Raw genomic sequence first — 21,417 nt, forward strand, 5'->3', positions numbered from 1 at the left:
AGCTTCTCGAAAGCGGTCAATCAGTCATCTATGGCGAGGCCACATCGTATTACACCAACGGAGTTGCGAGCCCTTCCGTTTTGACTACGCGCTGGATCGCAGGTCGCGCTAGCATCCGTTGCAAATACTGACCGAGCAGTGGCCATTCGCGCGCGGGCTTCGTGAAGCCCCTTGTCCACCGGCAGAGCATGAATGCGTAGGGATCAAGAATCGTGTATTGGTTCCCCAGTAACCAAGGGCCATCGCTCGATTGAAGTTGCGACTCCAACTGGTCAAGCAAGATGTCGATCTTCGATTCAGCATGAGTCTGCACTTGGTTCGCACCCAGCGCGTTGCCGGCATCCACCCAACGCTCGGGATAAAAATAGACAATCAACGCCGCTTGCAGTGTGTTCGTCAACCACATGAGCCATTTGTAAAATTCGGCCCGTTCCGGCGTTCCCAGTGTGGGCGCCATGCCGCTTTCTGGATGTGTGTCCGCCAAATGCAGGCAAATGGCAGCCGTCTCATACAGCACCATGTCGCCATCAACCAATACCGGAATCAATCCGTTGGGATTTAGTCGTAGATAGTCCGCTGACTTGTGCTCGTCCTGCGTGCGATCTACAAGCACTAACCCGAAAGGCTGGCCGATTTCTTCCAGAACAATGTGGGGGGCCATGCTTGCGTTGCTGGGGTAATAGAACAATTTTTTGATGGTCATATTTAACGTTGATTGCCTATACCTAGATTGTCTTGCACATCATGACGCTGTGGTTACCCGCGCTCACCCGCTGCGAATATACACCGCGCAATCGTTGACGATCTACGCGCCGACGTCGACTGTCGCTTCCTGGCCGGGAAGGAGCATCTCCTGCTGATTCTCCGCCTCGACGCGCCAAACTCGTCAAGCGTCTCGGACAGGACGCGCCGCTGGATTGGCAGAGATCCGTGCACGCATGACGACGACCTTACCGATCTCGCAAACCTCACAGCAGACCCAATGTCGACGCCTTCAAGGTCGCGGCAGCGCGCGTCGAGCATTCGAGTTTGCGAAACACGCTCTCCATGTGCGTGCGTATCGTGCTCGGACTGAGTTCGAGCTCCCGGGCTGCCTCCTTGTTGCTCGCGCCGTGACTGATGAAACGCAATACTTCGATCTCGCGCGCCGTAAGCCGGATTGCCGACTGCCGCGGCCGTGCGCTGCCGGACGGCGCTTCGCCGGCATAGAGCATCGCTTCGACAACCTCTCTGTCGAAGCGCCCCGTGTCGGCCTCAGCGCGCATTAACGAGGCGGCTTCTGTAGCGGTTAGCGCATCGCGCCATGGCCGCTTTTGTCCCAGCGCGACCCACGCGACTGCCGCACTGAGTACACGGGCGTTGAGCGACAGCGCGCCTTCACCAGCGCCGCGGAAGTAGCCGCTCCCGTCGGAGCGCTCGTAGGCGTGAGATGCCAGCTCCGCCGCCTGCGCAAGTGTGCCGGTCTGCTTGCCGGCGCGAGCCGTCCAGTACGGCACGAGCCTCACTTTCTCCCATTCCGCCGCGCTTAAACGCCCGGGTGAATTCCAGATCGCGTTGGGCACCGCAGCCCGTCCGATTCCATGAATCAGTCCCGCCTGGTACACCTGGGCCAGGGCCGGGTCATCGCCGCCCAGCCGGGCCAGGCATGCGGCGGCAGCCGATGCGACTGCCCGCGAATGACCCGTCATCCACGGCAGTTTCAGGTCAATCACATCGGCGATGAGTTCGACGGACGTCGTCTCCTGCATGTGAGGCGTGACGATTGCGTCGGCCAGCGTGGCGGGTTCGAGCAGCGCAAGCCTGTCGAGCCAGTCAGTGGCGCGATCTGTGACCAGCAGGGCGAGTTCGCGCGGATAACGCATACCGGACTGCTCCTCGATCAGCGCGAGGGCGCGAGGCAGGCCATAGACGCGGCTGAAGATTTCAAGGTCGCTGGCCAGCGCCACCATGAGGACAGCGCGCGGCACCGACGTGCCTGAGAGTCCGTCGGGAAGGCCGTTGCCGTCCCATGTTTCGAAAATATGGCGTAGCGCGGCTTCGGTTTCGGCAGACAGCCGCAGTATGCGCGCGACTTCGCCAGACACCTCGCAGTGAATCTGCGCGAGCGGGATCAACGCGTCTCGTACGCCGAGCGGATCGAGCGATTTCGCCCAGTCTTTGCGTTGCGCCAGCATGGCTGCGCGCGCGGCCACGTCGTCGCCCAGTGCGTCGGAGAATCCAGGTGCATTGGCCGTGCAGCCCGACCAGCGCAGCAACGCAGCTTCCACCGCCGTCGCGACACTCATGTCGCGTTCGCCGGCTGCGCGGGCCAGTTGCGCGGCAAGCCAGGCCGTTCGCAGTGAATGGTCGGTCGGCTGCCCCATGCTGAGATCACCGACAAAGGCCAGCGCCTTCACCGCGTCGTAAGCCGGCACCAATGCGTGCCTGGCGGGGGCGTTTCCGTGTTCCTTCTGCGCTGCATCCATGCAAGTCGTCCGTTATTGCAGCAGGCGGCGTAGCGCGAGGATCGGACATTTGACCGATACCGCCGCGCGCCTTGGGCTGCGATTCTAACTGTCACGCCGGCCCATGGCAGGGCATGAACCGCGAGGAACCGCCTGCAGGGCAATCGACCGGCCAGGTATTGTAAAACTTCCCTCAGTTGAGGCCGCTTTGAGTCACACCACAATCCATCCTGGCTGGGTTCGGATCTTTCACTGGATCAACGCCGCGACTGTTATTGCCATGTGTCTGAGTGGCTGGCAGGTCTACGACGCGTCGCCGGTCTTCCGCGCGATCCGCTTTCCTGCGTCGATCACGCTCGGCGGCTGGCTCGGTGGCGCGCTGCTCTGGCACTTTGCACTCATGTGGGTGCTCGTGGCGAACGTTATCGTCTATCTCGGGATGGGCCTCGTCACGGGCCGGCTGCGCAACACGCTGCTGCCTGTCGGCGTGTGCGCCATTGCGCGCGACATGCTCGCAGCCCTTCAGGGCAAGCTCGGTCACGAAGATCTCAGCCAGTACAACGCGGTGCAGAAGTCTGCCTATCTCCTCGCGCTTGCCGATCTCGTGTTGCTCGTGCTGTCGGGACTGGCGATCTGGAAACCGGTGCAATTCCCTGTGCTTGCCGGTGCGATGGGCGGATTCGACAACGCGCGCGTCGTCCACTTCGTCGCGATGGCTGTCATCGTCGCTTTCCTCGCCGTTCATCTGGCCATGGTCGCGCTGGTGCCGCGCTCCCTGCTCGCCATGATCCGAGGCCGATAACCATGCGCTCCCGTCAACCCGTGCGAAAACCCGACCCGACGTACCGTCCGGACGCGGCGTCGATCATTCAGGACGCGCACCGGGAACTCAAATCGCCGGCGCGGCGTCTGCTCGGCAAGCGCATTCTCACGCTCGGCGGTCTGGTGTTGCTGTCGGGATGCGATCTGACCAGCGACAAGTCGGTCGACGCCATGCTGCGCAAGATGTCGGCGTTCAACGACGACGCCCAGGCACTGCTATTCGATCCACGCAAACTGGCGCCGACCTATCCGGAGTCGATGATCGCGCGCCCGTTCCCGTTCAATGCGTTCTACGACATCGACCAGGTGCCGGACGTCGATGCGCGAACCTACCGTCTCGAAATTGGCGGGCTGGTTGGCGGCAAACGCAACTGGACGCTCGACGAGTTGCGCTCGCTCCCCCAGCAGGACCAGATTACCCGGCATATCTGCATCGAAGGCTGGAGTGCGATCGGAAGATGGGGCGGCGTGCGCTTCTCCGATTTCCTCGCGCGCGCCGGCGCCGATATGCGGGCGAAATATGTTGCGCTGCATTGTGCGGACAACTACTGGACCAGCATCGACATGCCGACCGCGCTGCATCCGCAGACGCAGCTCACGCTGACCTACGACGGCGACGTGCTGCCTCCGAAGTACGGTTTCCCGATGAAGCTGCGCATGCCGACGAAGCTCGGCTACAAGAACGCGAAGCATATTGTCGCCATCACGGTGACGAATGAATTTCCCGGCGGTTACTGGGAAAACCAGGGATACAACTGGTTCGGTGGCTCCTGAGCCGCCAATGCCGCCAATACCGCTAACGACAGAGTCTTTTGACACAACACACCATACGGAGCATTCATGGCCCTTCGATTCAAACTTGCTGTTTCCCTGGTTACGCTGGCTTTTGCCGGTGCCGCCGTCGCGCAATCCCCGGCCGGCAAGCCCGAGCGCATTCGTGGCGAGATCGTGTCCGTGTCCGGCGATATGCTGAAGGTGCACCGTCATAGCGGCGACACGGTCACCATAGAGGTCAAGAACTCGGTGAGCGTCAATGCCGTCAAGCCCATCCAGTTGGCCGACATCAAGCCCGGCTCCTACGTCGGCACCGCGGCAATGACCGGGGCGGACGGCAAGCTGACGGCGAGGGAAGTGCTGGTCTTCCCGGATGCCGCGCGCGGTATGGGCGAAGGGCATTACGCATGGGACTTCGGTACCAACAGCACAATGACGAATGCCAATGTCGACAGCGTCGTGCAGGGTACCAGCGGACGGGACCTCAAACTGTCTTACAAGGGAGGGAATAACGTCGTCACCGTGCCGGCCAACGTTCCGGTCGTGACGCTGATTCCCGCGACCCGTGCTGATCTGACGGCTGGCAAGGCGGTATTCGTCGTCGCGACGCCGGAGGCGAATGACCGTTACGACGGCCATGTGATCGTGGTCGAAAAAGATGGCGTGGTCCCGCCGATGTGAGCCTGGCCATCGGTATCTGGTTGCCGCGATAGCACACTGCGTCAAACGCTCGGCTTGCTGATCTTCGTTGTGGGCGCGCTTCGCCTCGCGGCGGATATCTTCCGGTACGCGCCTGGCGTGGGGTCGCCGCGCACCCGAACCCGCGTAGCACCCTGTCTGCGAATCACGCCGGCTGACATTGACCGTGTGCGCAGACAGGATTTCATGAACGAATATACAGGCCGGCGAAGGAATGCATTCAGCCTCGCGACGCTAATGACCCTGGGGCAAGGCGCCCGGCCGGCGGCGAGTCATGCGTGGTCAGCAGCCACACTTCCATTGCGGCTGGGACAATGTCATGCCGTGCTGTCCGTTGTACGCGGCAACCGCGGGCGGCGTCCATCCCTCCAGCATCTGCGGTGCGAGCCGGTAGATCTCGATGCCCAGCGGACGGCATACCTCCAGCGGATCGCGCGCGTCCGGCCCCCACATCGGCAGCGACAGATCGCCGCCCGGGCAGGTCGAGAGCGCGCACAGCAGGTCGATTTCCGCGAAAAATTCGAGGTAATCGCCCTTCTTCGCCGGGCAGGCTTTCATGAAGTACTTGTCTTCGAGATTCAGCCCGGTGCACTGGAACACGTTCAGCACGTCCTGCACGTCGTATTCGGTCAAGCCATAGGGCGCGATTGCCCGCGTCAGGTTCGAGTGGCAGTGGAAATGAAAATCCTCCCCAGTCAGCATGCGGTTCACGTACGGGTCGCAGCGCGTGCCGAGCAGATCGTGAACGCGGCCACCGTGCTCGTCGACGCCGTAGTCGGCGAGACTGTCGTCGGTGATCGTCACCATCGGGCGCAGGAATGGCAGCGTCGACCACAGGCGATCGAAAGTGCTGACGTGCGCCTGCTGCAACTGGCGCGTGCGCGAGGCCCACATGCGCTCGCGCGGGTTGTGCAGGTTCCACATGTTCAGGTCGGCGACTTGCGGACCTTCGATCGTGACGATCCGGAACACGTGACCGGCCGGAACCGTCCATGCCTGCCCCGAGCGGATGGGCACCACGATCGATTCGACCAGCGTGCGCGTCTCGTGCTCCGAGGCGATGCGCCGATAGAACGCGCGGTCGGGATCGAGCGCGGAACCCTTCGTGGATTGATAGGCGGCAGGGTAATTCAACATGGTTAATATTCCTTATTGAGTGCGCGAACGGGATGCGCTCGTCAAGCGCCCTCGCCCGTTTGCAAGTTAGCGGGTGAACAGGTCGATGAATGAAGGCATGGCGCTCGGCAACGCCGCCACGCATCCGCGAGTCAAAGGTAATCGAGCAGCGCGTGCTCCGATTGCGTCAGGTAATCCGCGAGCGCGGCGCGGGCTTCCGTCATGCGGCCGCTCGCGATCAGTTCCAGAATCTGCTGGTCCTTTTCGATCCAGGGGCGCTGGAAGCGCCGCTCGTCGGGGGCCGACGCGAACACCAGACGCAGTTGCGCGAGTATCGTCGTGAAGAACGCGTCGAACAGCGCGCTGGCGAGCAACTGCACGATGCGGCGGTGAAACAGCAAGCTATAGGTGCCGACGCTGCGCCAGTCGCCGGCCTCTGCCGCCGCCTGCGCACGCACGACCGCGTCGTGCATCGTCGCGATTTCTTCTTCCTCGATCGGGGCCTCGCGCATCAGGGCCTGGAGTTCGAGCGTGCGCCGCACCCGGTAGATGTCGCGCACGTCGTGGCGCGTCAAGGTGCGCACGATCACGCCGCGATGCCGGTAGTGCACCGCAAGCCCTTCGCGGCACAAGAGCCGCAGCGCCTCACGCAGCGTATTGCGCGAAACGTCGTGCGCCTGCGTGAGTTCGCTCTCGACGAGCGCGGTGCCGGGTGGCAATTTGCCCTCGATGATCTCGTCGCGGATCGTCGACAGGATGCGGTCGGTGACCGATTGCGCGGACTCCTGGTCGGCGGGGGCGGTTGCAGCCGGGGTAGCATTTGGCATATGGACTTTCATGCAAGGTGAACGTCTTTGAGGAAGCCGGCGATTCACGAAGTCTTGTCGAGCATCGCCAGTTCGTGCGGCGGCGCATCGTTGACGATCTTGCCCGATTCCATGAACACGATGCGGTCGGAAATGCGGAACGCAAAGTTGATTTCATGGGTGACGATAATCATGGTCATGCCTTCGCGCGCGAGTTCTTCGATGACCTTGAGCACTTCGCTGACCAGTTCCGGATCGAGCGCCGAGGTTGGTTCGTCGAACAGGACGATCGAAGGCTGCATCGCCAGTGCCCGCGCGATCGCCACGCGCTGCTGCTGACCACCCGACAATTGATGCGGATACTTGTGCGCATGCGCGGCCATGCCCACCTTCGCCAGCAGACGCATGCCCGCCTCGTCGAGCGACGCGCCGTTCTGACGCCCGTGATAGCGCGGCGCGAGCGTCACATTCTGAAGCACGGTCTGGTGCGGAAACAGATTGAAGCTCTGAAACACCATGCCGATATCGAGAATCCCGCGCATGTACTGGGCATGCGGCACCTTGCCATGCTTCGCGTGCGGCGGCCACAGGAACGCCTTGGCATGCAGGCGCACTTCACCGTCGTCGAGCGTTTCGAGGCCGTTCAGCGTGCGGATGAGCGACGTCTTGCCCGAGCCTGACGGGCCGATGATCGACACGACTTCTCCCGCGCGCACCGTCAGATCGATGCCCTTGAGCACTTCGTGCTTGCCATAGCGTTTGCGGATGCCGATGGCTTCCAGTGCGCGCGCCGCGCTGCCGCCCCGCGCCGCGCGGTCCTGCTTCGCCGCGGGCTCGGCGCGCGAGGCTTGTGCTGGCACAACGTCGAGCGTCGCGCCCGTGCGCCGCGTAACATCGAGGTGCTTCTCCAGCATCTTCAATCCATGGCCGAACACGGTGACGATCAGCACATAGTAGAACGACACGGCCAGCATCGTTTCAAGCACCTTGAAGTTTTGCGTGTACAGACGCTCACCGACCAGCAGGATCTCTGCCAGCGAAATGACGGATACCAGCGACGTCAGCTTGACGATCGTAATGTACTCGTTGATGAGCGCGGGCAGCGCGACGCGAAACGCCTGCGGCAGTACGATCAGCCGTTGCAGTCCGACGAAGCGGATCCCCAGCGCCCTGCCTGCCTCGAGCTGACCCCTGTGGAGCGAGAGCAGGCCGCCGCGATGAATCTCCGCGATGTAGGCGGCTTCGCTGATCGAGAGCGCGAGGAGACCGGCCCAGAACGGATCGGACAACAGGCCGCCGGTCCAGGGCAGCACCTGCGGCAGGTTATAGACGAAGATCAGCAGGACCAACAGCGGCAGACTGCGAAACAGCCAGATATAGCCACTGCATGCCACGCGCAGCGGCATGAGCGTGGACTGTTTGCCGAGCGCGAGGGCAAAGCCCGCGACAATGCCGATCAGCCAGGTGGCCGCGCTCAGTTCGATCACCAGCCATGCCGCTTTCCAGAAGGCGGCGTCGAACAATAACGAAGCCGTGTAGTGCCAGTCGAATACCATGTGCGCTCTCTCGCGAAGCGCAGTCACGAGGGCATGGGCGCCTGCCCAGCCTCATGCTGCATGCCATACGTGCCGTTAGTTCGATGCCGCGCCGAGCGCACGGGCGATGTCGTCGTCGGTTGGCTCGCCGACGTTGTATTGCTTCAGGAGCGCCTGGTATTCGCCCGCCTGTTTCATCGATGCGAACGCGCTCTTCAATTGCCCGAGCAGCGCATCATTGCCCTTCTTCACGCCAAGACCGATCACCACGGGATAGAGCTGGGTGGTCGACGTGATCGTCACGCGTCCGGCGAGTTTGTTGACGGTCATCTGGGCGACCGCCGAGTCTTCGAACTGCGCGTCGACCGCGTGCGCCAGCACGGCCTGAGCCGCTTCCGGCGAGGTCTCGAACTCGCGCACGTCGATCGCGCCGCGGCCGGCGGGGATACAGTCTTGCTTCGACACATCGTTGAGTTTCGGAATCCACGATGCTCCCTTGATGGAACTCACGCGTTTGCCGCACAGGTCTTCGGGCTTTTTCGGCGCGAAGCCGGAGTGGCTCAGGGCGAGCAGCGAGCCGCCGGTCTTCAGGTACGGGACGAAGTCGATCTGTCTGGCGCGTTCCGGCGTCACGTACAACGCGGACGCGATCACATCGAAGCGGCTCGCGTTGACGCCGAGGATCAAGTTGGCGAAGCGCGTATCGACGAAGCCCGGCTGGAGCTTGAGATGCCCGGCGAGCTTCGTCATGAAGGCGGGATCGAAACCAGCGGGCGCCGCGCCCTCCATGTAGTCGTAGGGCGGATACGTCAGATCCGCGCCGATGGTCAGCTTGCCGGCCGTCACGGTCGGCAGCGCGCTCGCGGCGAACGCGTGGGCCGTGCCGCACAGCGCGAGCACGGCGGCGCACTTCGAAATGCGCGGCAGACAGGACAGGACGGATTTCAGATCAAGATAGGCTTGCATAGCGGTCTCGCTCGTCTGTGTTGGGCAGAAGATTTATTGTTCAACAATATTAAATAAATTGTTCAACAATGCTCCGCTATAAAGCATTATGCGTGCCAACGAACTAGCGAAACGGACGAATATCGTCTGGGAAGCCGATCGGTCGGGGCGAGGCGCGATATCGAGCCGGATTGTCGAACAGCGGCGCAATCGTTGTTAATGCACCAGCTTTGCGCATCGCCGTGCAAGCTGGACGAATGCGTCCAGTAACGGTGCAAGATGTGACGAGAAATGGCGCACGTCTGGCCGTCGAATCGCCAGGTCAGCCTCCCACCCGCAATGTCGGCGTTATGCGAATCGACGTCGAGCCGTAGCGCGAAAAGTCATCGCTGGCGACCGCCGCAGGCGCGTCGATATGCTCCGTAGCCGCGCTTCTCAGATGAGTTTTCGCGAACGCAGGCATCGGAATATGTCACTTGTCGACCCATTTGTGGCTGCTTACGATCGATTTGACTAGTCGCGGTGGGAGCGCTCGGCATGGCCGACGCGGGCCCGGTCTCTTCTCTATCGGCAAGTGCCCAGCATGATCGACCCCAATAAAAGCAGACGCGCCAGCCTCGCGGTATTCACACTGCTTTATCTCGGCTATTGCATCTCGTACATCGATCGCTCGGCGATCGCGCTCTCGCTCGTCGCCATCGGCAAGGAGTTCCATGTCGGTTCGGCCGCACTCGGCGTCGTCATGAGCACGTTCTATATCAGCTATGCCGCCATGCAGATTCCCGGTGGCTGGATCGCCGACCGCTGGGGCAGCAAGAAGGTCATTGTGGTCTCGGTGGCGTTCTGGTCCGTGTTCACGCTGATGACCGGTCTCGCGTGGTCGCTCGCCTCGCTGATCGCAATCCGCTTTATTTTCGGTCTCGGCGAGGGCGGTTATCCCGGCGCGGCGGTCAAGGGCGTGACAGAGTCGTGTGCGCGCGCCGATCGCCCGAAGATGTCCGCATTCCTGATGTCGTCGAACTATGTCGGCAGTTTCATCGCGCCGCTGGCCATTGCGCCCCTCATCCTGTATCTCGGCTGGCGACATGCGTTTGTCGTTGCAGGCTGCGCCGGTCTCGCGTTCGCACTCTTTTATCTGTTCGCGGTAAAGGACACGCACCAGAACCGCGATGCGGCTGGCCGGTCCGCGCGCATCGACGGCGCGGCAACGCGCGCGCTCCTCAAGATGCCGCTCATGTGGAAGATTCTGCTGACCTGGTTCGGCATGGGCGTCGTCAACAAAGGACTCGATGCGTGGATGCCCGCGTATCTCCTGACCGAGCGACATCTCGATCTCAAGGCAGTCGGCATGCTCACGCCGCTGCCGTTCGTGGCGGCGAGCATCTCGACGGCGCTCGGCGGCTGGATTCTTACGCGCTGGTTCGATGGCCGTGAGAAATGGCTGATGGCCGCGTGCTGTGCGATCTCCGGCTTTTTCCTCTACGAGATGTACACGGCCGAAACGGTGGCGGGCGTGATTGCCTGTCAGTCGATCGTTTATTTCTTCAAGTCATTCGTCTTTGCAGGCGTCTTTGCGCTGCCGGCAAGATTCCTGCCGCAAAAGCTCATCGGCACGGGCGCGGGCATGGTGAACTTCGGCGGGCAGGTCGCGGGATTCGTTGCGCCCGCAATCATCGGTCTGCTGGTGTCGGTGACGGGCAACTACAACGCCGTGTTCGGCTTCCTGATCGCGGCGACGGCGTTCGCTCTCCTCACTAGTCTGTCGATCCGTCTGTCGCCCGAAGCCGACGCGCGCCTGGGCGCTGCCGGCGAGGTTTGACCGCGTCACCGGCCGAACAGGCGCTATGATGGAACACTCCGTTTCCACCGATCCATCATGAGCGCCCGCATTCTTCAGGAAGCTGCCGTCCGTTACTTCCTCGAAGTCGTCAACACCGGCTCCGTTGCCGATGCCGCCAATCGCCTGAACGTCGTGCCATCCGCCGTGAGCCGCCAGATTGCGCGGCTCGAGAGCGAGCTTGGCACGCCGCTTTTCGTGCGGCAATCGCGCGGCATGGTGCCGAGCAAAGCGGGCGAAATGCTTGCCGCGTATGCGCGCCGCTCGCAACTCGACGCCGAACAGATTTCGCTGGAAATCGATGAGCTTCGCGGCGAGGCCGAGCGCACGATCCGTATCGCGTGCACGGAGGGATTCGCAGCCACGTTCCTGCCGCGCGCGATGGCGGACTTTCGACGAACGGTTGCGCCCGCATCGTTCGACGTCGTCGTCGATACGGCCGCCAACGTCACGCAGCGCGTGCGCGAAGCCGAATGTGACATCGGCCTCACGTTCAGCTTCGGGCCCGAGAAGGATATTCAGGTGGCGTTTTCCGCGCCATCGCCCATCTTCGCGATCGTCGCCTCGTCTCATCCTCTCGCGCAGTCCGGGCAGGTGTCGTTCCGTGAATTGCTGGCATATCCGCTGGCGCTGCCGGGCGTTCATTCGACGCTACACAAGCTGATCGATATCTATTGCAGCCGCGAAGGCGTCGCGTGCAAGAGCGTGCTCAGCAGCGCGACGCTCGAAACGCTGCTCGGCTTCACACTGGCCAGCGATGCCGTCACGTTCGGCGGCGAGCTCTTTGCGCGCCCGCATCTCGCGTCCGGCGAACTCGTTGCGTTGCCCGTGCCGGAGCTCACGGCGAGCGAACGCACCATTGAGATCCAGACGCTGGCGCGGCGTGCGCTGCCGCCGCTTCTGCAGTCGTTCATCGAACGTATGAGCCACGAACTTTCGCCGCGCACGCGTTGATCAAAAGTGAATTCACGTTTCGATAATCGTCACTAGCGGCCGCTTTTCTCGTCGTCTACATTGAGCGCACTCTCGTACTACCGCTGAAAGGATGGCCCGATGAACGATCGTCGCGAACTCACCCGTCATAGTGCCGTCGCGCTGCGCGCGCTCTTGCAGACGCGTGAAATTTCCGCCGTCGAATTGCTCGATGCCTGTATCGAGCGAATCGAAACCTTCAATCCGTATGTCAACGCCATCACGGCGACGAGCTTCGAACGCGCGCGTATCGAAGCCCGTGCCGCCGATGCCGCGCTCGCACGCGGCGATGCCGTCGGCGCGTTGCACGGCTTGCCTATCGGCATCAAGGACCTCGAAGAGACCGAAGGCATTCTGACCACGTATGGCTCGCCGCTCTATCGCGCGAACGTACCGGCGCACGACAACACGCTGGTGCGTCGACTGCGCGCGGCGGGTGCGATCGTCGTCGGCAAGACCAATGTGCCGGAAATGGGCGCGGGCGCGAACAGTTTCAATCCCGTGTGGGGCGCGACGGGCAATCCGTTCGATCCGCGCCTGAATGCGGGTGGCTCGTCGGGCGGCTCGGCTGCCGCGCTAGCGCTCGACATGGTGCCGCTCGCCAGCGGGTCCGACACCGGCGGCTCGCTGCGTATTCCCGCGGCCAAATGTGGTGTGGTCGGTTTGCGCACCTCGCCGGGACTCGTGCCGAGCGACCGCAAGCCGCTCGGCTGGACTCCGATTGCGGTGGTGGGGCCGATGGGCCGCAACGTGGAGGACACCTGGCTGCAACTTGCGGCGACGGCCGGGCAGTCGGGCAGCGATCCGCTCGGCTATCCGTTCGCGATGAATCCGACGATGGCGGGCCGCGCGCCCACGCAACTGTCGAAACTGCGCGTCGGCTACACGGAGGATTTCGGCGTCTGCGAAGTCGATGACGACATCCGCGCCGTGTTCCGCCGCAAGATCGACTTTCTGCGCCACGAGGTAGCCGTTTGCGAACCGGTCGAAGTGGACTTCGACGGCGCGCATCGCTGCTTCGACGTATTGCGCGCGGAGGCCTTCGTCGCGGGCCTGCAAAAGGCCTACGAGACCGATCCGGATTTGCTCGGGCCGAATCCTCGTGCGAACTACGAGATGGGTATCGGCTTGGGTCTCGCGGATTGCGTGCGTGCCCATGCCGACCAGACGCGTTTGTTCCGCCGTTTCCAGACGCTGTTTCACCGCTACGACGTGATTCTCTCGCCGACGACGCCCGTTTCGCCGTTCCCGTGGACGCAGCCGTATCTGAAATCGGTCAACGGCGTCGCGCTGGAAAACTACTATCGCTGGCTGTCGCTCACGTACGTCGTGACGCTCGCGACGAATCCGGCGTTATCGCTGCCGTGCGGCGTCGATCATCGCGGCATGCCATTCGGCTTGCAGATGATCGGTGCGTTCCGTGGCGATCTCGCGCTGCTCGATGCAGCGCGCGCGTTCGAGACGTTCTTTGAGTCGTCCGACGAAACGCGACGTCCGATCCCCGATGCCGCGAGGCTGCGCGCATCGGATGTCGACCTGAAATCCCTCGTGACGCACCCGCCTGTGCTCGATGCCGTGTCATCTCCGAACATCTCTGCTTCTGCTGTCTGACCTGAACATGATCGATTCGATTTACGGCAAGCCGCTCGACGTGTGGCTTCGCGACTACCCGCTCCTGCGTCCGCTCATGGCGCTCGAGCCTGTCGAGTGGTTCAACCCCGCCGTCGCGCCGTTGGCCGAAGCCCGCCGCGACATTGCGCTCGATGCGGCGCATATCGCCGATGCGAGCCAGCGCCTGCAACGATTCGCGCCGCTTCTCGCGGATTGCTTTGCCGATGTGCGCGAGGCAGGCGGCATCATCGAATCGCCCTTGACGGATGTGCCCGCGTTCGCGCAGGCGTTGAGCCAGCGTTACGAGGTCGAAACACCGCGGAGATTGCTGCTCAAACAGGACAGTCATCTGCCGATTTCCGGTTCGATCAAGGCGCGCGGCGGCATCTACGAAGTGCTTTTTCATGCGGAGCAACTCGCAATGCGTCATGGCCTGCTCAAGGAGGGCGACGATTACCGCGTGCTCGCCAGCGAAGCATGCCGCGCGCTCTTTCGCGAGCACAGCATCGCAGTGGGATCGACCGGCAATCTCGGCATGTCGATCGGCATCGCGAGCGCAACGCTCGGCTTCACGACGACCGTGCATATGTCCGCCGACGCGCGCCAATGGAAGAAGGATCGCCTGCGCGCGCACGGCGTGACGGTCGTAGAGTACGCGGGCGATTACGGCGAAGCGATTGAAAGCGGCCGGCGTCTTGCCGGTAACGATCCGATGTGTCACTTCGTTGACGACGAAAATTCGACGACGCTCTTCCTCGGCTACGCGGTCGCGGGTGAGCGCCTGAAGCGTCAGCTCGAAGCCGCGAATGTGCGCGTGGATGCGGCGCATCCGCTCTTCGTGTATCTGCCGTGTGGCGTGGGCGGCGGGCCCGGGGGCGTCGCGTTCGGCTTGAAGCTCGCGTTCGGCGATGCTGTGCATTGTGTTTTTGCGGAACCGACTCATTCGCCGTGCATGTTGATGGGCGTGCTGACCGGCTTGCACGAACAGCTTGCCGTGCAGGACTTCGGCATCGACAACGTGACGGCTGCCGATGGTCTCGCGGTCGGACGCCCTTCCGGTTTTGTCGGCCGTGCGATGCAAAGGATGATCGATGGCTACTACACCGTCGAGGACAACGAACTCTATGCGATGCTCGCGCTGATGGCGCAAACGCAGGACATCCGGCTGGAGCCGTCGGCGCTTGCCGGGGCACCGGGTTTCGCGCGGGTGTCGAGGGAGCAGCAAGGTTATCGCGCGCGCATGCGTCTCGACGATGAAGTCATGTCCGATGCGACGCACGTCATCTGGGCAACGGGCGGGGGCATGGTGCCGGAAGCGGAGATGAGCGTATATCTGGAGACGGGGCGGCAGGCACTCGCTGGATCCTGATTACGGCTTCGAGGTCGTAAGCGGACGAATCTGGATTCGGAGGCGCATGCCTGATCCGAAGCCGACGAGAACGGAACTGTCTTCACGGTAAAAATACCTCGCGTCGCGACTTAGCGATGGTGGTGCCCCGGTGCCCCGCTCCGACCGACGTCTGCCAGGCGCCCAAAGTTAACTTGTAGATTTCGCTACATAAAAGTAGCATCATCTACATGAACATACTGCTGAGCTGGTCACTGCTTGTTTTGACGCTCCCCACCGAGAACGCGACGGCGCGCATGCGCTTCTGGCGCGCACTCAAGGCGCGGGGCTGCGCCGTTCTGCGCGACGGCATCTACCTGTTGCCGTACTCGGAAGAGCGCGAGAGCGTGCTGCGCGAGCTTTCGGCCGCCATTGGCGAAAGCGGCGGTACCGCGCACCTGCTGCGCGCGCCCAGCCTGGACGCGTCGCAGGAGGCCGAATTTTGCGCGCTATTCGATCGCGCCGACGAATACGACAGCCTCATCCGCACGCTCGCCGATGCCCGCAAAACGGTTTCCGGTCAGTCCGCCGCCGAAGTCACGAAGGTATTGAGGCGCCTGCGCAAGGATTACGAGACCATCGTCGCCGTCGACTTCTTCCCGGGCGAGGCGGCCACGCGCGCTGAGGCGGCCTGGCAGGATTTTGTGGCGCACGTGGACACGGTGCTCTCGCCTGGCGAGCCGCACGCGGCAAACCGCGCAATCCGATCGCTGTCCGTCGATGACTATCAAGGGCGGATTTGGGCGACCCGCAGGCGCCTGTGGGTTGACCGTGTGGCAAGTGCGTGGCTGATCCGCCGGTTCATTGACCGCGACGCGAGCTTTATATGGTTGACGTCGCCCGACGCCTGCCCGGCCAACGCACTCGGCTTCGATTTCGACGGTGCCGCCTTTACTCATGTCGGCGAGCGCGTCACGTTCGAGGTGCTGCTGGCAAGCTTCGGTCTGGACAGCGATCCGGCGCTTCTGCGGCTCGGCGCAATGGTTCACGCGCTCGACGTAGGCGGCGCGAGCGTGCCGGAAGCCATCGGGTTCGAAGCGATCATGGCAGGCACCCGCGAACGTGCGGACGACGACGACCAATTGCTCGGCGGCATGAGCCCGGTGCTCGATGCGATGTACGCGCACTTCTCTGCCAGCGAAAGAAGCCGTGCTACGGGGATGCTCCCATGAGCACAACAGCCGCGCACGGGCCCGGCTACACGCTTGGCCAGATGGCGCTTTACATGCTGAAGCTCGGCACAGTCGGGTTCGGCGGACCGGTTGCGCTTGTCGGCTACATGCGCCGCGATCTGGTCGAGCGGCGCGGCTGGATTACGGAAGCGGACTACCGCGAAGGTCTGGCGCTGGCGCAGATGATGCCCGGCCCGCTTGCCGCGCAGCTTGGCATCTATCTCGGCTTCGTGCACTACCGTCTTCTGGGCGCGACGGTCGCAGGACTCGCCTTCGTGCTGCCATCGTTCCTCATGGTCGTCGCGCTGGGCTGGGCCTACGCGCATTTCGGCGGTCTATCGTGGATGCAGGCGGTCTTCTACGGCGTCGGGGCTGCCGTGGTCGGCATCATTGCGATGAGCGCGTACAAGCTGACGACGAAGACGCTCGGAACGGACCGGCTGCTTTGGGCCGTCTTTCTCACCCTCGCGGTCGTGACGATTGCCACGGAGTCCGAAATAGCGTGGCTTTTCATCGCGGGTGGCGTGGTCAACTGGCTGCGCCGCTCGCCGCCCCGGTGGCTCACTCATGGCGGGCTCAACGCATTGGTCGTGACGCAGGCGCCCGCGCACGCGGGCGTCTTCAGCGGACTGGATCTTCCACTGCTCGGCCAGATTGGTCTCTTCTTCACGAAGGCGGGTGCATTCGTGTTCGGCTCGGGCCTCGCCATCGTGCCGTTTCTGTACGGCGGCGTCGTGACCGGGCACCACTGGCTCAACGACAAACAGTTCGTCGACGCGGTTGCCGTTGCGATGATCACACCGGGGCCGGTCGTCATCACCGTGGGTTTCATCGGCTATCTGGTTGCGGGGCTGGCCGGCGCCTGCGTCGCCGCGCTCGGCACGTTTCTGCCGTGCTACCTGTTTACCGTGCTGCCTGCACCGTACTTCAAGAAATACGGGCGGCTTCCTGCCGTGAAGGCGTTTGTCGACGGCATTACCGCTGCGGCCGTGGGGGCGATTACCGGTTCTGTCGTCGTCATCGCAAGGCGTTCGGTCATCGACTGGCCGACTGCCCTGATCGCGCTCGTAACCGTGCTGCTGCTGTGGCGCTTCAGGAAACTTCCAGAGCCCGTGATCGTCGTCGCAGCGGGCCTGATTGGCGTCGTTCTTTATCCGCTGCTCCATTTGCACGCAGGTTAACGCGACGCGTGCGGCCTTCAGGCGGCGATGCCGTCACGCGCAGCGGTCTGACGCTCGACCGCACGACGCACGCGCGGCGCAACGTCGAGGCGTAAATCAGGGTAATGCGATGACTCCTGTCAGAAGGCCACTTTCGATCCTGCTCCCGCCTGCGGGTGCGGAGCGCAGTGCCTGGCTGCTGCTTGCGGCACGAAGCCTGCGCGGGATTTGTGATGGCTTCGTCGCGGTACTGCTACCCGCGTATCTCCTGGCGCTCGGCTTCGGGAAGCTCACGGTTGGCCTGATCGGCACTGCCACGCTGCTGGGCTCGGCCGTTGCGACGATTGCCGTGGGCCTGCTGGGTAGCCGTTACCCGCAGCGCGCGTTGCTGCTCTTCGCTGCCGCCCTGATGGCGGCAACCGGTATTGCCTTCGGATGCCTGTCGTCGCTCTGGCTGCTGCTCGTGGTGGCGTTTGTCGGCACGCTCAATCCCAGCTCGGGTGACGTCAGCCTGTTTCTGCCGCTTGAGCATGCACGCCTTGCCGAAGCTGCGAAGAGCGATGCCCGGACTGCGCTCTTTGCGCGCTACAGCCTCGTGGGTGGACTGTCGGCTGCGCTGGGCGCGCTGCTCGCTGCGCTTCCGGACTGGATGGCGGCGCATTCGGGCCTTTCCGCGTTCCTCGCCATGCGCGGGATGTTTATCGTCTACGCGGCAACAGGCTTCGTCGTCTTCCTGCTGTATCTCCAGCTGCCGAAGCATGAAGCGCACCCAACGGCAGCCCGGGCGCCGCTCGGCCCGTCGCGGCGGATCGTTACGCGCCTCGCGCTGTTGTTCGGCGTCGACGCGTTTGCCGGCGGGCTGCTCGTGAACTCGCTGCTGACGCTGTGGCTTCTCCAACGCTTTGGCCTCTCACTCGCGGCGGCAGGACAGTTCTTTTTCTGGTCGGGGCTGCTGAGCGCAGGCTCGCAACTGGCAGCCGCGCCAATTGCCCGCCGCATCGGCCTGCTCAATACGATGGTGTTCACGCATATTCCATCGAGCGTGTGCCTGATCGCTGCGGCTTTTACGCCTTCGCTGCCGTTGACCCTGCTGTTGCTGCTCGTGCGCAGCGCGCTGTCGCAGCTCGATGTGCCGACGCGCAGTGCCTACGTGATGGCCGTCGTGACGCCACCAGAACGACCGGCCGCCGCGAGCTTTACGGCGGTGCCGCGTAGCCTCGCTGCGGCAGTCGCACCGACGATCGCAGGCGGTCTGCTTGGCGCTGGATGGCTCGGCGCCCCACTGATAGCGTGCGGCGCGCTCAAGATTGCCTACGATCTCGCGGTGCTCGCCGCCTTCCGTCATATCAGGTCGGACGGAGGATCATCATGAAAAGTGCGCGCGCAGGTCATCGCTTCGTTGCGCCACTCATCGGCGTGCTTTTCGCGGTAGCGGTTACTGCCGGGAGCGGTGCCGGTTGTAGCGCACGTGGAGCGGATGACGCAGTAACCGGTAACCTCCCACTGAAGCACGTGGGGGATGTACCGCTGCCCGGACGCGCGTCCCGATTCGACTACGAAAGCTATGACGCTGGCAGGCATCTGCTGTTCATCGCGCATCTGGGGGACAGCGAAGTCGTCGTCTTTGACACACTCGCGTCGCGCGTGGTTGCGCGCATACCCGGCATCTCCGCCGTGCATGGCGTGCTGGTGGTGCCCGAGCTCTCCCGCGTCTACGCGTCGGCGACCGGCACGAACGAGATTGTCGCAATCGACGAGCGCACGCTGAAGATCATCGCCCGCGCGCCTGGCGGGGTCTATCCGGACAGCATGGCGTACGCGCCTGGCGTGCGCAGGCTTTACGTTTCGGACGAGACGGGACAGACGGAGACCGTGATCGATGTCCCTGGCAACCGGCGAATCGCGACGATTCCGCTCGACGGGGAGGTCGGCAATTCACAATACGATCCGGTTTCGCGGCACATCTTCGTCAACGTGCAGACGCGACGCCAGTTGGTCGAGATCGATCCTGCCACAAATGCGATTGTTGCCCGTACCGACCTGCCGGGCGCAAAAGGTAATCATGGACTGCTGATCGTCCCGGAATCGCGCCTCGCGTTGATTGCCTGTGAGGACAACGATCGCCTGCTGGTGCTCGACATGCGCACGATGAAGGTAGTCGAGGCGTTCGACGTCGGCGGCGATCCTGATGTGCTCGCGTTTGATGCTGCGCTGCACCTGGCATACGTGGCCGGTGAAGCGGGCGTCGTGTCGATGTTCAGCGTGGGCGTGCCCCGCGTGTCGAAGATCGGAGATGGCAGGGTCGGGCCGAACGCACATGTTGTAACCGTCGATACGCAGACGCATCGAACCTGGTTCCCGCTGAAGGACGTCGAAGGGCATCCTGTGTTGCGCATCATGGCGCCGCGATGAGATTTGGTCTGACTATGCGCGCATCCATCCGGGTTTCGGCGGATCGACTTCAGGATAGACGAGGCTCACGTGCTCATATCATCGTCCGTGCTTGCGTAAATCGCGCAGCAGGTCACTACGGGGGCGCTGGTGTTGAGCGGCTGGTGGTTCGACATCGCGACTGGCGATATATACGCCTACGAACGCACGAGCCGCTCGTCGCAGGTTTAGGCAGGATCGCCGTGATACAGAGGCTTTCGCGCAACTTGCGATGCGTTAGTGCGACGTACTGCGAGGCCGCACAAGACAGTCCGTTACCGCAATGTCTTACTGACCGAAGTAAACCGGCTTCAAACCGGTAATAGCCGCGGGCGCGCCAGACGCTGACGAACCGCTGACCATCCCGCCGTAACTGCTCCCGCCGTTCTGCGCGGCCACGCGCGCTTCGGCAGCCTGGATATCGGCTGGATAGCTTGCGTTGTCGCCGTCACCGACGTGATAGCCAGCCTGTTCGAGCTGGACGAGTTCGGCCCGGACTTGTTCGGACGTCACGGCGCCGTTCGATTGCGCGAACGAGAGAACCGGTGCGGCCAGGACGGTAAGGACAACGACGGTTTGAACAAGGCATTTCATGATGAGCTACCTCCAACGATTGCCACGTACGGTTCGACAAATCTTCTTTGATGCAACCGGCGTCAACGACCCATCGTTGCAGCAAAACAGGGTGCGTTCAAGCGAGCTGGCCGCACATTCGACTGACCTCGGCGGCAGGGGAACCGCCCAGTCACGCAAGCGCGAGCGGCGCCAAAACTAGCCGTTTCAATTCGCTGATTTCCTCCTGTGACGAACGAGGTCCTGCTCAAAGCAAACCTCCATGCCTTGCGCACGACTAGGTTGAACATATGCAAACGATCTGCGCTCGAGGGCTGCTGCAGCGAGTCGTGCTGGCTTGCATCGCCATGCGCTTACCCGTCGCGCGGTCTCGGCAGCGGCTCTGGCGGCAGAGCGTTCGGTATTGGGCAGTTACGACTGTATGCGCCGACCCCGTGTGCATGAACCAGGCGCCCGTCCTAAAAGAAGCCAGGGGATTGCCTTATTTAGCGGGCAGGCTCCGCCCTATTGGCTCTCGATCCACTGAATTGCGAACCGCGTCAGCTCCTTGCCGCTACGGATATTCAGCTTTTCCTTGATATTGGCCTGGTGCGCTTCGATGGTCTTCACGCTCCGGTTCAGCTTCTCTGCGATATCGCGGGTGCTGAAGCCGAGTCCGATCAGGTGCAGAACTTCGAATTCCCTTTCCGAAAGATTCGCAATCTGGCCCTCGGGCTTTTTGCGTGGGACGGCAAGCGCCCGCGCCAGCTTCTCGTGCATGGCGGCGCTCATGTAGATATTGCCCGCCAGCACTTCGCGGATGGCGCTCACGACATGCTCCGTGGCCTCGAGTTTCATCAGATACCCGTTTGCCCCGGACCGAAGTGCGCGTTCGGCAAACAAGCTTTCGTCATGCATGCTGAGAACAAGGATTGCCAGATCCGGATAACGGTGCCGCAAAGTCTTCACCAGCTCGAGGCCGGAGTCCGTCTGCAGACTGATGTCCACAATGGCCATGTCGGGCCGGCATTCCATCGCCGCGAGCGCTTCTTCGGCGTTGCCCGCTGCACAGCAGACGTGCAGATCCTCCTGCAGATTGAGCAATAGCGTCATCCCGTCCCGGATGATGGGGTGGTCATCCACGATCAGGATTTG

Annotated in this window: 19 protein-coding genes and 1 pseudogene; 12 read left to right on the forward strand and 8 right to left on the reverse strand. The window is 62.9% G+C overall.

The genetic code is table 11. The annotated features are described in order from the left end of the window. Positions 1-49: 49 nt before the first annotated feature. Positions 50-703: a glutathione S-transferase family protein gene (locus C7411_RS28235; RefSeq protein WP_110387840.1), complete on the reverse strand. Its 654-nt coding sequence runs from the start codon at positions 701-703 to the stop codon at positions 50-52. 265 nt (positions 704-968) lie between these two features. Then, positions 969-2,465, reverse strand: coding sequence for an HD domain-containing phosphohydrolase (locus C7411_RS28240; protein WP_110387841.1), 1,497 nt, complete (start codon positions 2,463-2,465; stop codon positions 969-971). Between the two features lie 187 nt (positions 2,466-2,652). On the opposite strand from C7411_RS28240, the gene C7411_RS28245 reads away from it, so the two are divergent. From C7411_RS28245 to C7411_RS28255, 3 genes are all read left to right on the forward strand, one after another. Then, positions 2,653-3,246 (forward strand): cytochrome b/b6 domain-containing protein, encoded by a 594-nt coding sequence (locus C7411_RS28245; RefSeq protein WP_110387842.1) that lies wholly within the window; start codon positions 2,653-2,655, stop codon positions 3,244-3,246. A gap of 2 nt (positions 3,247-3,248) precedes the next feature. Further along, positions 3,249-4,040 (forward strand): molybdopterin-dependent oxidoreductase, encoded by a 792-nt coding sequence (locus tag C7411_RS28250; RefSeq protein WP_110387843.1) that lies wholly within the window; start codon positions 3,249-3,251, stop codon positions 4,038-4,040. 66 nt (positions 4,041-4,106) lie between these two features. After that, positions 4,107-4,721, forward strand: coding sequence for a hypothetical protein (locus C7411_RS28255; protein ID WP_110387844.1), 615 nt, complete (start codon positions 4,107-4,109; stop codon positions 4,719-4,721). Between the two features lie 300 nt (positions 4,722-5,021). Here the strand turns inward: C7411_RS28255 and C7411_RS28260 are convergent, their stop codons facing one another. The 4 genes from C7411_RS28260 to C7411_RS28275 all read right to left on the reverse strand — a co-directional run bounded on the left by C7411_RS28260 (position 5,022) and on the right by C7411_RS28275 (position 9,162). Beyond that, positions 5,022-5,876, reverse strand: a complete 855-nt coding sequence (locus C7411_RS28260; RefSeq protein WP_110387845.1) for an urea carboxylase-associated family protein — start codon at positions 5,874-5,876, stop codon at positions 5,022-5,024. Positions 5,877-6,007: 131 nt separating this feature from the next. Further along, positions 6,008-6,682 (reverse strand): GntR family transcriptional regulator, encoded by a 675-nt coding sequence (locus tag C7411_RS28265; RefSeq protein WP_110387846.1) that lies wholly within the window; start codon positions 6,680-6,682, stop codon positions 6,008-6,010. Between the two features lie 44 nt (positions 6,683-6,726). Further along, entirely contained in the window at positions 6,727-8,217 is a 1,491-nt protein-coding gene (locus tag C7411_RS28270; protein ID WP_110387847.1) for an amino acid ABC transporter permease/ATP-binding protein, read from the reverse strand. A 75-nt stretch (positions 8,218-8,292) separates the two neighbouring features. Beyond that, the gene (locus tag C7411_RS28275; protein ID WP_110387848.1) at positions 8,293-9,162 is read right to left on the reverse strand and encodes an ABC transporter substrate-binding protein; all 870 of its coding nucleotides are present in this window, start codon (positions 9,160-9,162) and stop codon (positions 8,293-8,295) included. Positions 9,163-9,724: 562 nt separating this feature from the next. Here C7411_RS28275 and C7411_RS28280 point away from each other — a divergent pair. From C7411_RS28280 to C7411_RS38800, 9 genes and pseudogenes are all read left to right on the forward strand, one after another. Then, positions 9,725-10,960, forward strand: a complete 1,236-nt coding sequence (locus C7411_RS28280) for an MFS transporter (RefSeq protein WP_110387849.1) — start codon at positions 9,725-9,727, stop codon at positions 10,958-10,960. A gap of 57 nt (positions 10,961-11,017) precedes the next feature. Then, on the forward strand, positions 11,018-11,932 hold the full coding sequence (locus C7411_RS28285; protein WP_110387850.1) for a LysR family transcriptional regulator: 915 nt from the start codon (positions 11,018-11,020) through the stop codon (positions 11,930-11,932). Positions 11,933-12,031: 99 nt separating this feature from the next. Next, on the forward strand, positions 12,032-13,561 hold the full coding sequence (locus tag C7411_RS28290) for an amidase (protein WP_110387851.1): 1,530 nt from the start codon (positions 12,032-12,034) through the stop codon (positions 13,559-13,561). Positions 13,562-13,568: 7 nt separating this feature from the next. Next, a complete protein-coding gene (gene dsdA, locus C7411_RS28295; RefSeq protein ID WP_110387852.1) occupies positions 13,569-14,930 on the forward strand; it encodes a D-serine ammonia-lyase in 1,362 nt (453 codons plus the stop codon). A gap of 209 nt (positions 14,931-15,139) precedes the next feature. Further along, on the forward strand, positions 15,140-16,120 hold the full coding sequence (locus C7411_RS28300) for a chromate resistance protein ChrB domain-containing protein (RefSeq protein ID WP_110387853.1): 981 nt from the start codon (positions 15,140-15,142) through the stop codon (positions 16,118-16,120). Then, complete coding sequence (locus C7411_RS28305) at positions 16,117-17,301, forward strand: chromate transporter (RefSeq protein ID WP_110387854.1); 1,185 nt, start codon at positions 16,117-16,119, stop codon at positions 17,299-17,301. The genes C7411_RS28300 and C7411_RS28305 overlap by 4 nt, the downstream gene beginning before the upstream one ends. A 109-nt stretch (positions 17,302-17,410) precedes the next feature. Continuing rightward, positions 17,411-18,652 (forward strand): MFS transporter, encoded by a 1,242-nt coding sequence (locus tag C7411_RS28310; protein ID WP_110387855.1) that lies wholly within the window; start codon positions 17,411-17,413, stop codon positions 18,650-18,652. Further along, complete coding sequence (locus C7411_RS28315; RefSeq protein WP_110387856.1) at positions 18,649-19,692, forward strand: YncE family protein; 1,044 nt, start codon at positions 18,649-18,651, stop codon at positions 19,690-19,692. The genes C7411_RS28310 and C7411_RS28315 overlap by 4 nt, the downstream gene beginning before the upstream one ends. Before the next feature lie 99 nt (positions 19,693-19,791). After that, positions 19,792-19,902 (forward strand): annotated as a pseudogene (locus tag C7411_RS38800) (carbonic anhydrase); the annotation flags it as partial. A gap of 96 nt (positions 19,903-19,998) precedes the next feature. Here the strand turns inward: C7411_RS38800 and C7411_RS28325 are convergent. Together C7411_RS28325 and C7411_RS28330 are read right to left on the reverse strand one after the other, a co-directional pair. Then, a complete protein-coding gene (locus tag C7411_RS28325) occupies positions 19,999-20,304 on the reverse strand; it encodes a DUF4148 domain-containing protein (protein ID WP_110387857.1) in 306 nt (101 codons plus the stop codon). A gap of 483 nt (positions 20,305-20,787) precedes the next feature. Then, positions 20,788-21,405, reverse strand: coding sequence for a response regulator (locus tag C7411_RS28330; protein ID WP_243413378.1), 618 nt, complete (start codon positions 21,403-21,405; stop codon positions 20,788-20,790). Between the last annotated feature and the right edge of the window lie 12 nt (positions 21,406-21,417).

The organism is Paraburkholderia silvatlantica (assembly GCF_003096715.1).
Classification (GTDB): domain Bacteria; phylum Pseudomonadota; class Gammaproteobacteria; order Burkholderiales; family Burkholderiaceae; genus Paraburkholderia; species Paraburkholderia silvatlantica.